Consider the following 12594-nt stretch of genomic DNA (forward strand, 5'->3'; position numbering starts at 1 on the left):
AATTCCCCAAACAAATAGGGGGTGCCTTGCGCCCCCCTACTAATTAACTAAAACTAACTAAACTAGGAAACAATTATTAGCCACCGATTTGCACTTTCACCACGCGGTTCTTTTCTGCTTCCGCTTTGGGCAAATTCAGGTGCAAAACTCCATTTTTGTACTCAGCTTCTACGCTGTCATTTTGAACCCGTGCGGGTAGGGGAATCACCCGGCGGAACGAACCGTAACGGAACTCAGAGCGAGTCATGCCTTTATCTTCACTCTTAGTTTCCTGACGGCGTTCGCCACTAATAGCAACAGCTTCTGCGGTTACTTGTACGTCCAAATCCTTAGCTTCCATGCCCGGAACTTCTAATTTAAGGTGGATGGCTTCGGGAGTTTCATCGAGTTCGGCGGGGGGGAGAAAAGCAACACCGTTAGATGCGCGATCGGTTGCCGGAGTCAAGCTATCAAACAACCGATTCATTTCTCGTTGCAAGGAGTCCATTTCCCGCAAAGGTTCCCAACGAATAAGTGCCATAACTAATACCTCGACTATCTGAAGTTTTTAGGGTTGAGAAACACTTGACTCAACCTGTATTTAATATATTCCAGCTCCAGAAATAGGGGGATTCGGTTTTCCGCAAAAAGGCCGATCGCATTACCGAACATTTGCGAGCCATAATGTTGAGTGAGTCGGTTTGAGAGTGGAGATTTGAGATTGACTCCACAGATGAATCGGGAAGTTTGACCAAGAGTCTAAAATTTCAAGTATCCGTTTTTTGGCGAAGTCAGCCGATTTGAGGTTGGAGAGTTGAGATTTGAGATTGACTCCACACATGACTCGGGAAATTTTAACTTTCGTCTAAAATTTTTTGCTCTCCACCACTCCTGTCTGCTAGCAACTATCTGTTTGTGGGCGAAGTCATTGCAGGTGGCGCTATTCGATCGCATCGGAACCCAACAATTTGAGATTTTAGATTTAATTTAGAATTCCCAACCTAAAATCTCACATTCCACATATAACGAAACAAAATTAACTCCACCGCGAATGCTGATAAGAAGCGTAGGTATCAAACAAAGCACCCACTAAACCAAAAGTTAGACCAATCACGAAAAAGCCCTGGAGGGGACAGCCGCTGCCGAAAGTAGCTAAGAACTGCAAAATCAGGTCTTCTCCAGAACGACCAACTCCTTGGAGAGCAGGCACGAAGCCGATCAGCAAAAAGCTAGCCAATCCCGCGCCGATTAACAAGACGGGGGCGACAAAGCTCAACAGGCTCGTCAGCAGTACAGAGCGAAGAAAATTGGGAAAAATGCTCATAAGAGTCAGTAAATTCAGCTAAACTGCCGAAAGGTGCAAGCAAACAAAACTTGTCCTTTTCTACGATAGGCAGCGATCGCCGTCAGTGGCCAGTTCTGTCAGAAATCTTAAATGTTATAGAAAAAACTTGTTTAAGATTTGTAGATAGATTTCATTTTTTGCAGTTGTTCTACACTCGAAATCCCCTTGAGCACCACTACATCTTCGAGCCTCAGTTTGTGGAGTCAGCGGTTGCTGGCAGCAGCTTTATTGGGCGGCCAAGTCATGCTGCACTTGCTGAAGGGCAAAATTCACCGCCGCAACACCATCGACCAAATGGCAGCAGTCGGCCCGGAATCTCTGCTGATTGCTTTGCTGACTGCGGGTTTTGTCGGCATGGTATTTACTATTCAGGTAGCCAGGGAGTTTATTAACCTCGGGGCCGCCAATGTCGTCGGTGGCGTTTTGGCTTTGTCTTTGACTCGTGAACTCGGCCCGGTCTTAACAGCCGTCATCGTGACGGGACGGGTAGGTTCGGCTTTTGCAGCGGAAATCGGCACGATGCAGGTAACAGAACAGATAGATGCCCTGCTGATGCTCAGAACAGACCCGATCGACTATTTAGTCATTCCCCGCGTCCTTGCTTGCTGCTTGATGCTGCCAATTTTAACCATCATGTGTCTCGTCACCGGCGTCCTCGGCGGACTGCTGATTGCTACAACGATGTACGGCATCTCTCAAAGCGTGTTTTTAGAATCAGTCCGCAATTTCCTGAGTCTGTGGGATATTTGCAGCGCGGCAATTAAGGCTTTTGTATTCGGTGGCTTGATTGCTGTAATCGGCACTAGCTGGGGTTTGACTACCACCGGCGGGGCAAAAGGCGTCGGTCAATCGACTACTACGGCGGTGGTGACGGCTTTACTGGCTATTTTTATTGTGAACTTTTTCATGACTTGGCTGATGTTTCAGGGGACGGGCTCTAGCGTACTCAAAGGCTTGTAAGCTAGGAAACAGTTGACACTCCCGGGCGTAAACGCGCGGGGATTCTTTAATCTACGATTCAACTTGCTGAAGCAGGATTTCTCCAACAACAGTAGAGGTCAATTCTCCTAAAGCGTTGCTTGGCTCAAGACCAAAGGTTCCGACGTGTCCCGCCGTACCCAATCCTCGACGAAGGATATTTCTAGCTGCGTTGAAATCTCTATCCATTACACACCCACATTTACAAACGTGTGTTCTCGTGGATAGCGTTTTTTTGACAATTTCACCGCACTTAGAGCATTCTTGGGTGGTGTACTGTGGGTTCACCGCAACCGTAATCTTTCCAAATACTTTACCGAAGTATTCAAGCCAAAGACGAAATTGATACCAAGATGCGTCATTAATAGACTTAGCTAAACAGTGATTCTTCACCATGTTTTTGATTCTCAAGTCTTCGTAAGCCACTACATCGTTTGATGAGATTACGCACCGTGCTAATTTCACTGCATGGTCTTTACGCTGCCTACTTATTTTGAGATGGCGTTTGCCTAGAATCTGCCTAGCTTTGCCCCTATTCTTTGAACCTCTTACTTTCCTGGAGACACTACGTACTGAACGCTTAAGAACTTTTTCACCTTTTCTGAGGAACTTCGGATTTTCAACCGTAACTCCGTTTGAATCAGTGTAATATTCCTTCAGACCCATGTCTAATCCGAGCGTAGTACCAGAGGGTTCTGTGTTTTCTTTTCGATCAACATCAACACAGAATTGAACGTACACGCCATCCGCACGTTTTACCAATCTCACCCGTTTGATTTGACTGATTTGGTAGAAGTGCAAGTCGCGTGTGCCTTTTAGTTTTAACCTTCCAATCCCTTTTTTATCGAGAAAATTGATTGATTTTCTATCGTCCGCAAGCTTCCATCCACTCGTTTTGTACTCAACTGAGCGGCAGTTTTTCTGAAACTGTGGATAACCTTTTTTACCAGGAATCCCTTTCTTGCAATTATCATAAAATCGGGAGATAGCAGACCATGCTCGTTCAGCGCTCGATTGTCGAGCCATTGAGTTGAGTTCGTCAGCAAAGGGAAAGTCGCGAGCCAGTACAGCACAGTATTTATTTAAGTCGTATCGACCCACTTTTTTGTTATCCATCCAATAGCGCAAACAACTATTGCGGACAAATTTAGCGGTACGAATTGCTTCATCCACTGCATTGAACTGATTCTGTTTCCCGTAGGCTTTAAACTCAAAAACTAGCATTGCTTTACCTCCGGTTTTTATGTTATATCGTTTGACATAAGACGGCTCCCCAAAGTAAAGAAAGTTTACAATGTAACTCGTATTTCTGATGAAGCAAGGATTTGACTGGGAGACTAAAGTCTCCCGCGATCGCCCGTCCCTGGACTGAAGTCACAGGGTTTTCAGCTTATTTCCTATAAAATATGAATAATTGGCAACATTAGTTTACTACCCTTGATTTAAACCCGTGAATACAACTGCCTCTTCGACTGCGCCGACAAGTACGATCGAGCTGGCTCCGAGTTATGCGATTCCCCTAGTCCTGGTACTGGCCGCCCTACCGCTGCTGTTCGTGCAGAAGTGGGCGAGTTTGCCGCTTTCGCTGTTCGGCTTGTTTCTGATGTACCAAGCCGCCACCATCCGGCTACAATTTACCCCGACAGATTTGGACATTTATCGATCGTCCAACTTAATCCGCCGCTTTCCTTACCGAGAATGGCAAAATTGGCGGATATTTTGGCCCGCTGTGCCGATTTTGTTCTATTTCAAAGAAATTAACAGCATTCACTTCCTGCCGGTTCTGTTCGATCGTAAAATGCTACAGACCTGCTTAGAACAGCGCTGTCCCCGTCAAGACTAAAAAAGTTGTTAATTTTTAATTTTTAACTTTTCCGTGCCCACGCCGAACAAAATTTCCCATGAATTCAGACGAATCTCCAACCCAAGAACCGCAACCACAACCAGCCGCCCCAAGCGGTGACGGCGAAGTCGATTTACCCGTGAATGAGACGGAATACCAACTTCTATCTCAAACACGAGATTTGTGGATCGACGAAAATGAACTGCCAGCCCAACTCCCGCCAGATACAGACCCGCCGCTGGGCGAGGAAGATGCCGAAATCGCCCAATTCGTGGACGAAGCAGGCGCAATCGCCCAAATTCCGCCCAACACCGACGATGGCGAATCAGAAAGTCCGATCGCTCAAATCGAGCCTCCAACAGACTCCCAGCCAACAGCAACCCCAGAAACGGTAACGCACATCCCAGAAAATCTTACCGAACAGTTGGCAGAGAGAGTCAAAGAATTGCAGCAGCAAGAACAAAATTTGACTGAAAAAATTGCCGCATTGGAAGCCGACAAAGCCAATGCTATAGAAGCGTTGGGCCAGGCTCAAGCCTCGATCGGGCGTTTGGTACAAGACGGCTTGATTCAACTAGATCACCGCAAACAAGCGCTACAAATCGAAGTAGAAAAACTCGAACGCCGGCGCGATCGAATTCAAAAGGAAATGCGAACCACTTTTGCCGGCGTTTCCCAAGATTTAGCAATTCGAGTCCAGGGTTTCAAAGACTATCTAGTAGGCAGTTTGCAGGATTTGGCCGCTACCGCCGAACTCTTAGATTTGACGCCACCAGTGCAAGAGACACCCAAGCAAATTCCTGCTGAGGAGTCTCAATCCTCAGCACCAGTAAATCCCAAATTTGCGGAACAGGGATTTCAAGAACAAGCCAAACAAATTCGCCGCACCCTCGATCAATATCGCACCCTCCCCGACTACTACGGCCCCCCTTGGCAACTTCGCCGCACTTTTGAACCCATCCACGCGGAACGAGTTTCTAACTGGTTTTTCACTCAAGGAGGAAGGGGTGCTTTGCGGACTATGGGTTCGCGCTTGCAAAATATCTTGATTACTTCGACTATTATTTCTGTACTCAGAAGCGTCTACGGTGGACGGGTGCGGACTTTGGTACTCGCCAACAGTCCCGAACGTTTAGGAGAGTGGCGCCGGGGTTTGCAGGACTGTTTGGGCATTACTCGCAGCGATTTTGGCCCGGAACGGGGGATTATTATGTTTGAGTCTGCGGAAGCTTTAGCTCAAAAAGCCGATCGACTGGTGAAAGAGGGCAAATTGCCACTAATTGTCATTGATGAAACTGAGGATTTAATTAGTTTGTCACTGCTGCAATTTCCGCTGTGGTTGGCTTTTGCTTCTGACCCGCAAACTTTGACGACTGCTAAGGATTTTTGAGCAAGTCCGGGCGAATATAATTCGCTGCTATACAAACTTTCGTCCGCCTGCGCGGACTGAAGAAACTCAGAGGGAAATTAACCGGAATTGGTTGTTTCTTCTTCTTCCTTCTTCCTTCTTCCTTCTGCTGTACACGAAATCTCAAATTAAAAAATGGCTAGCTGGATAATTTTAAATGGGGCATTGCTAATAGCAGCTTATCTGCTGGGTTCGATTCCGACTGGGTACGCCTTGGGGAAATGGATGCTGGGAATTGATATTCGAGAGGTTGGTTCGGGTTCGACGGGTGCGACTAACGTACTGAGGACTTTGGGGAAGTGGCCGGGGTTGGGGGTGTTGCTGGTTGATGTTTTGAAGGGGGTAAGTGCGATCGTCCTAATCCGCTACATTTACTCTCTCAGTTTTACCCAGCAGCTAGCAACCGCGGCAGGTTTAGAAAATACTGCAACTGTCATCCCTTGGATGGCAACTTGGGCTGGTTTCTCTGCTGTTTTGGGCCACAGCAAATCAATCTGGCTGGGGTTTACCGGCGGTAAATCGGTGGCTACGAGTTTGGGAGTTTTGCTTGGTTTGTACTGGCCAGTAGGTTTGGGAACTTTCGGAATTTTTGGAATCGTATTTGCGGTATCGCGAATTGTCTCTTTAAGTTCAATTATCGGAGCAATTAGCGTTGCTGGATTGATGTTTGCTTTACATCAGCCGCTGGCTTATGTATTGTTTGGAATTGCGGGCGGTGTATTTGTAATTGTGCGGCATCGGAGCAATATTCAGCGGCTTTTGAACGGTACTGAACCGAGGATAGGAGAGAAATTGGAAACAGCAGCTAGCGAGTGATAATTAGTTTGATTGAAGTGCGATCGCGCCTTAAAAATCCCACAGTTTAGCGCGCGGGCGATCGCTAGCAGCATCTCCAATTAAGCTTTTATAGCAGGCATGGCAGCGCATTATATAGCTCAGAATCCCTGAACAGGGATAATGCTGTTTAGAATGCTGTTTTGCAGTTGCACAGGCGTTACACCCTCAACAAAACCGATTGCATCTCCTGAATTCCTGACTTTGATCAGAGTGCCGGAACTCACTATAGATACGGGTCTTAATAGCTGTGATTGCTCTGGCGTGACAACAGAACCCGCAACTTGCGGAAATTCTACCTGTATCGTAATTGGCACATTTGTCAAGTTTTCCAAAACTATATCATTCACAGTCAAACCGCCTGCTAATCCAATTTTATCAAAAGGTTGTCGGAAACCTACAATGAAATCGGCATTATTGATATCTCTAACTCCGGATTCTGCTTGAAGGACGTACAAGTTGCTGCCCCCGATTTTGAGTGAACCACTATCACCCAAACCTGTTAAAAGGTCGCGACCCAAACCTCCAACCAGAGTGTCATTTCCGCTACCGCTGACTAAAAAATCATTGCCTTTACCTCCCAATAAAATATCATTGCCACTCTCACCAAAAAGTACATCTCCATCTTGACCTCCGTTTAGAGAGTCATTGCCTTCATTTCCATTTATTGCGTCTTTCCCTCTTCCCCCAAGTAAAGAATCGTTGCCAAAATTCCCTCTGATAATATCTTCCCCTTCATTGCCATAAACGAAATCGTTAGCTGTTGAGCCTATGACTGAATCGTCACCTCCGAGCATCCATACTCCCGAGGGGAAATTAGTTACACCTCCGAATCGGGAATTAGCGACGGATAACTCAACAGATTCAGATGTATTGTCGCCAACTAAGCGAGGCACTCCTGATGGGTCTCTTTGTAAAGCCATAAAATATTTTGTCCCTAAAATCTCAGATGCCAAGATTATTAAATAAGCTACTCTCAAAATCAATTCATATATTCATAACTTTGAGTTCATAAAAGTCATAACTTTGAGTTCATAAAAGTCATATTTGTGGTACGATCGACCTCAACGAGTGCAGCGAGTTAAGGCATTGTAAAAATTTATGTGTCTGAATCCAGGGGATATTCTGCGCGATCGCTACCGAATTATCGCTAAATTAGGTGAGGGAGGGTTTGCTAAAACCTATAGGGCTAACGACGCTTTGGGCAGCCCCGAAAATCCCCTGTGCGTCGTCAAGGAAATTGGGCCTCCTCAATCGAACGATCCGGAGGTTTTGCAGGCGGCGCAGGTGCAATTTGAAAGAGAAGCTAGATCCCTGATATCTCTGGAAGAGTGCTCGCGCATTCCCAGGTTAATCGAGCACTTTCAAGAACAGGGAAAATTTTACTTAATTCAAGAATACATCGAAGGAAATCCGCTGAACGAGGAGATAGGTTCAGGCAGGCTGTTTAAGGAATCAGAAGTTATTGAGTTATTGCAGGACATTTTAGAAGTTTTAGATTGCGTCCACAAAAAACATATTATTCACCGCGATATTAAACCGTCAAACTTAATCCGGTGTAACCGCTCCGGCAAAATTGCCGTGATTGACTTTGGGGCAGTCAAAGGTATTAGCAATTTGGCGATTCAGGGCGGTCAAATAACTCAAACTCGCATCATCGGTACAGACGGTTATATGCCGGCAGAACAGTGGAAAAATCAGCCAAGATTTAACAGCGATATCTATGCTGTGGGAATCATCGGCATTCAAGCGATCGCAGGTTTAGATATTGAAGACTTTTTAAATCATAAAAAAACTGGCGAACTTGTCTGGCACTACTCAACTGACGATCGCCCGATGGTACAAATTAGCGACAAGCTGGAAAAAGTTTTAAATAAGATGGTGCGCTACCACTTTAACGATCGCTATCAATCCGCTGCTGAAGTGTTACAGGATTTGCGATCGGTGGTGCTATCGCCCTCACCGCCGATTGAAACTGCGACGCAGGTGGGAGTGGAATATTCGATCACCAGTGACAGCAGGACACCTGTGAGCTCAAACCCTGGTTTAGTCCTCCCAGATAATTTAAGTGCCGGAGAAAGAATTCTCTTTACCAGTTCTCGTCCTCGGTTAAAGCAAAGAGGAGTTGAAAAATTTGCAGCTTCAAATTCAGAGCAAGCTTTTAATTTATTCACACAATCGTGGCATAGAGAATACGGCAAAGATCCAGAAACTTTAGTTTACCTGAACAATGCTTTTCTGGAGGTCAGCAACGCTCCTTATTACACAATTGCTGTAGCCATTCCCATTTGTGGGAGAAGGCCGGACAGTTTTGCTCTGCTTGGTGCTCAGGCAAAAGAATTTCTGCGCGGAGTGGCTCAAGCGCAAACAGAAGTTAATTTGGGACTGTCCAATGCTAGCGATCGGGACTTTCCCGGTCGAGATTTTTTACCAAGTCAAGCCATTAACGGCAAAGGACTTAAGGTAATTATTGCTGACGATGGGAACGATGAAAGAAAGGCAAGACAAAGAGCAATCTCACTGGTAAATCAACCGGAGATTTTAGCAGTTGTCGGTCACGCTAGCAGCGAGATGACGATGTACACGGTAGATATTTACAATAACAATAATCTGGTTTTGATGTCTCCGGGTGCAGCCACGCAAGAGCTAACAGATGAGCCTAAAAAATATTTCTTTCGGACTCAATATACGAGCAGTTTAATCGCTAAAGATTTAGCGGACTACCTCCTCGCAAAAAATCAAACACAAGTAGCAATTTTATACAATCAGGAAAGCCCATTTAGCGCATCTTTTAAGGAAGAGTACACAACGTATTTTCGAGACCGCAAAGGGGGGGAAATAGTCTGCATTCGCGATTTCGATTTATATCAAACAGACTTCAACGCCCAAAGAGCGATCGAGGAAATCCAGGCCAACCCAGAAACTGCGATCGTGCTAGTTCCAGACCCTCATGTTAGGGGAGCCTTAAACAGCGCATTTGAGATAATAAAACTTAACGCCGATCGCAATTGGATTGCCGGGGCATGGATGCTGATGTGTCCGCAAATGTTAGAATTTGTATCTGGGCAACCGCAAATGTTGTTTGAAAAACTAATCCTTTCTGTCGGCTGGCATCCCTTAAACAGCCCCAACGAAGAATTTCCTCAACAGGCTCGATCGCTGTGGGGAGAAGAGGGAAATACTCGTATAGCTTCAGGTTACGATGCAGCGCGCGCACTCATAAAGGCATTGGAAATGCAGCAGGAACCCAGTCGCGAAGGAATGCAAAGAACGCTTTCATCTCCTGATTTTAGGGCTTGGGGAGCAACAGGAACCATTCAGTTTAACTCGCCGGAAAATGGCGATCGGAAAAATCATCCCAGCGATTTAGTACATATTGTAGAGTGTCCAAAAGAGCAGTTCGGCCTCGCTTTTGTTCCCGTCAAGTACCCGACAGCGGCAGCGGCAGGTTTAAATTGCGATTGAACTCGTTTCTGATTGATTCAATTTTCTTGCGTTAGCCGCCCTCGCTCGCGATACATGAACCGCCAGAGGGCGGCGTTACATACTCGTGAGTAAACTATATAAACCCGTTCCCGCCGGATGGTAAAATCAACGTCAACGAGTGCAGCCAGTCGGGGAATCGGAGAATTTATGTGCCTAAAACCAGGGGATATTCTGCGCGCGCGCTACCGAATTATCGCTAAATTAGGTGAGGGAGGGTTTGCTAAAACCTATACGGCTAACGACGCTTTGGGCAGCCCCGAAAATCCCCTGTGCGTCGTCAAGGAAATTGAGCCGCCTCAATCTAAGGATGCGCGGCTGTTGGAAGAAGCACAACAGCAATTTGAAAAAGAAGCTAAAACCCTGAAGTATCTCGATAAGTGTCCGCGCATTCCCAAGTTTATCGCTCGCTTTCTGGAAAAGGGAAAATTTTACTTAATTCAAGAATACATCGACGGAAATCCGCTGAATCAAGAACTAATTTCAGGCCAGCAGTTTCAGGAGTCAGCAGTTATTGATTTATTGCTGGACATTTTGTCAGTTTTAGAGTGCGTACACTCTCAAGGTATTATTCACCGAGATATTAAACCGTCAAACTTAATCCGGCGCAAGCTAGACGGCAAAATTGCGGTGATTGACTTTGGGGCGGTAAAAGCGATCGGCACTTTGGCGATCGAGAACGGTCAAATAACTCAAACTCGTGCCGTTGGTACAGACGGTTATATGCCAGCCGAACAGTGGACAAATCAGCCCAGATTTAATAGCGATATCTATGCTGTGGGAATCATTGGCATTCAAGCGATCGCAGGTTTAGATATTGAAGACTTTTTTAATGATAAAAAAACTGGGGAACTCGTCTGGCACTACTCAACTGACGATCGCCCGATAGTCCAAATTAGCGACAAGCTAAAAAAAGTTTTAAATAAGATGGTGCGCTACCACTTTAATGATCGCTATCAATCCGCTGCTGAAGTGTTACAGGATTTGCGTGAAGCGAAGCTATCCCGTAGGGAATCGCTAACAGCATTGCACTCACCTGCGCCCCCTCCACAACAACCTCTGCTGCCGAAGCCTCAGTGCCGGCAAGATACATTGAGAGTTTGCTTGCCGATCGCGATCGCAGGATTCCTCGGGCTAGCAGTATTTTTAATACACAAAATTTTTACACCTAAAACTTGTCCTTTAATCAAGGGAGATGCTGCGAGTTGTGGCGAGGAAATCCTGATAAAAACATCGGCTTCTCGCTTAAAAGAAAGGGGAATAGATGAGTTTTTTAATGCAAATTATCAATCAGCTTTTAATTTATTTAAGCAATCGTGGAACGAAGAAGAACGCAAAGATCCCGAAACTTTAATTTACATGAATAATGCCCTTTTGAAAGCAAAAAAAGCTGATTATTACACCCTTGCAGTTGCCGTTCCCATTAGCAACAGCGAAGGAGGTACTGTCAATTCTGATTTGGCTAGAGAAATGTTGCGCGGCATTGCCCACGCCCAAACAGAAGTCAACCTAGGACTCTTTAATTCCGATCGCAATAACGACTTTCCCGGTCAAGGTTTTTTAGCAGGGAAAGCCATTAAGGGCAAGGGTATTAGAGTCATTATCGCTGACGATGCCAATCTGAAAGCAGAGGCACAAGCTAGAGCCTCTTCACTCGTGAAGCAAACCGAGATTTTGGGCGTCGTCGGTCACTATACTAGCGAGATGACTGTGCATGCAGTCGATATTTATGACAAAAATAACTTAGTCTTAATTTCGCCGGGGAGTACAACGGAACAATTAACAGAAAAACGTCGGAAGTTTTTCTTTCGCACTGTCCCTAGACATCAAATTACTGCTGAAAACTTCAAGAACTATCTGATTGAAAAGGCAGGTTCCAAAAAAGCGGCGGGTTTCTATTGTCCTGAGATTCAAGCTACTTCTTCATTGTGGGAAGAATTCAGAAAAGAGTTTAGACAAGCAGGAGGAAATATTTTTAGCATCACTGAATTCGATTTATGTAAGAAAAATTTTAACGTTGAATTAGCATTACAAGAAATCGAGCGAACTGAGAAAACAGCGATTGTCTTAAGTACGAGTCATGTCCCGAATGCAGTCAAAAATGCGATGGCACTTATTAAAGCCAATGGCGATCGCAATTGGGTAGTGGGAACCGGGGGAATCTACAGCCAGAAAACCTTAGAAACTGCCTCCCAGTTACAGTCTTTTAATAAACTGGTGACATCATCCTCTTGGCATCCCTTAGCTGCTCCCAACCCCACATTTGCCGAAAATGCTCGAAAGCTTTGGGGAGGAAACGTCAACCACCGCACAGCTTTAACCTACGATGCAACTCGGACGCTAATTACAGCAATAGAAATGCAACAGCAACCCAGCCGCGAAGGGATGCAGCACACTATTGCGAGTCAGAATTTTAGCGCCACAGGAGCAACCGGAACTATTGAGTTTGATGCCAAGGGCGATCGCCAAAATTTTCGACCGGACTTAGTACATATTGTCAAGTGTCCAAAAGAGCGGTTCGGCCTCGCTTTTGTTCCCGTCAAGTACCCGACAGCAAAAGCGGCAGGTTTAAAGTGCGATTGAACTCGTTTCTGATTGATTCAATTTTCTTGCGTTAGCCGCCCTCGCTAGCGGTACATGAACCGCCAGAGGGCGGCGTTACATACTCGTGAGTAAACTATATAAACCCGTTCCCGCCCGATGGTAAAATCAACGTCAACGAGT

The 12594-nt window shown here is 45.7% G+C and carries 11 protein-coding genes; 6 read left to right on the forward strand and 5 right to left on the reverse strand.

Annotated features, from left to right (window positions below):
* Positions 1 to 76 precede the first annotated feature (76 nt).
* Together QUA71_RS07955 and QUA71_RS07960 are read right to left on the reverse strand one after the other, a co-directional pair.
* Positions 77 to 520: an Hsp20/alpha crystallin family protein gene (locus QUA71_RS07955; RefSeq protein WP_190656530.1), complete on the reverse strand. Its 444-nt coding sequence runs from the start codon at positions 518 to 520 to the stop codon at positions 77 to 79.
* A gap of 495 nt (positions 521 to 1015) precedes the next feature.
* Positions 1016 to 1303, reverse strand: coding sequence for a hypothetical protein (locus QUA71_RS07960; protein WP_006634216.1), 288 nt, complete (start codon positions 1301 to 1303; stop codon positions 1016 to 1018).
* Positions 1304 to 1489: 186 nt separating this feature from the next.
* Between QUA71_RS07960 and QUA71_RS07965 the strand changes: the two genes are divergently transcribed.
* Positions 1490 to 2284 carry an MlaE family lipid ABC transporter permease subunit gene (locus tag QUA71_RS07965; protein ID WP_190656543.1) on the forward strand — a complete coding sequence of 265 codons (795 nt, stop codon included), beginning with the start codon at positions 1490 to 1492 and terminating at the stop codon, positions 2282 to 2284.
* 51 nt (positions 2285 to 2335) lie between these two features.
* Here QUA71_RS07965 and QUA71_RS07970 read toward each other — a convergent pair whose 3' ends face one another.
* Positions 2336 to 3526: a transposase gene (locus QUA71_RS07970; RefSeq protein WP_333283854.1), complete on the reverse strand. Its 1191-nt coding sequence runs from the start codon at positions 3524 to 3526 to the stop codon at positions 2336 to 2338.
* Between the two features lie 226 nt (positions 3527 to 3752).
* Between QUA71_RS07970 and QUA71_RS07975 the strand changes: the two genes are divergently transcribed.
* The gene (locus QUA71_RS07975) at positions 3753 to 4145 is read left to right on the forward strand and encodes a DUF3119 family protein (RefSeq protein WP_333219003.1); all 393 of its coding nucleotides are present in this window, start codon (positions 3753 to 3755) and stop codon (positions 4143 to 4145) included.
* Positions 4146 to 4203: 58 nt separating this feature from the next.
* Complete coding sequence (locus QUA71_RS07980) at positions 4204 to 5535, forward strand: DUF3086 domain-containing protein (protein WP_333283856.1); 1332 nt, start codon at positions 4204 to 4206, stop codon at positions 5533 to 5535.
* On the opposite strand, the gene QUA71_RS07985 is transcribed toward QUA71_RS07980, so the two are convergent.
* On the reverse strand, positions 5522 to 5680 hold the full coding sequence (locus QUA71_RS07985; RefSeq protein WP_333283858.1) for a hypothetical protein: 159 nt from the start codon (positions 5678 to 5680) through the stop codon (positions 5522 to 5524). The two genes, QUA71_RS07980 and QUA71_RS07985, sit on opposite strands and share 14 nt — an antisense overlap.
* 8 nt (positions 5681 to 5688) lie before the next feature.
* Between QUA71_RS07985 and plsY the strand changes: the two genes are divergently transcribed.
* Positions 5689 to 6369 carry a glycerol-3-phosphate 1-O-acyltransferase PlsY gene (plsY, locus tag QUA71_RS07990; protein ID WP_333283860.1) on the forward strand — a complete coding sequence of 227 codons (681 nt, stop codon included), beginning with the start codon at positions 5689 to 5691 and terminating at the stop codon, positions 6367 to 6369.
* A gap of 119 nt (positions 6370 to 6488) precedes the next feature.
* On the opposite strand, the gene QUA71_RS07995 is transcribed toward plsY, so the two are convergent.
* Positions 6489 to 7310 (reverse strand): calcium-binding protein, encoded by an 822-nt coding sequence (locus QUA71_RS07995; protein WP_333283862.1) that lies wholly within the window; start codon positions 7308 to 7310, stop codon positions 6489 to 6491.
* Positions 7311 to 7488: 178 nt separating this feature from the next.
* Between QUA71_RS07995 and QUA71_RS08000 the strand changes: the two genes are divergently transcribed.
* Positions 7489 to 9852: a bifunctional serine/threonine-protein kinase/ABC transporter substrate-binding protein gene (locus tag QUA71_RS08000; protein ID WP_333283863.1), complete on the forward strand. Its 2364-nt coding sequence runs from the start codon at positions 7489 to 7491 to the stop codon at positions 9850 to 9852.
* A 168-nt stretch (positions 9853 to 10020) separates the two neighbouring features.
* Entirely contained in the window at positions 10021 to 12453 is a 2433-nt protein-coding gene (locus QUA71_RS08005) for a bifunctional serine/threonine-protein kinase/ABC transporter substrate-binding protein (protein ID WP_333283865.1), read from the forward strand.
* Positions 12454 to 12594: the final 141 nt, after the last annotated feature.

This window comes from Microcoleus sp. MON1_C5 (assembly GCF_036701875.1).
GTDB lineage: Bacteria > Cyanobacteriota > Cyanobacteriia > Cyanobacteriales > Microcoleaceae > Microcoleus.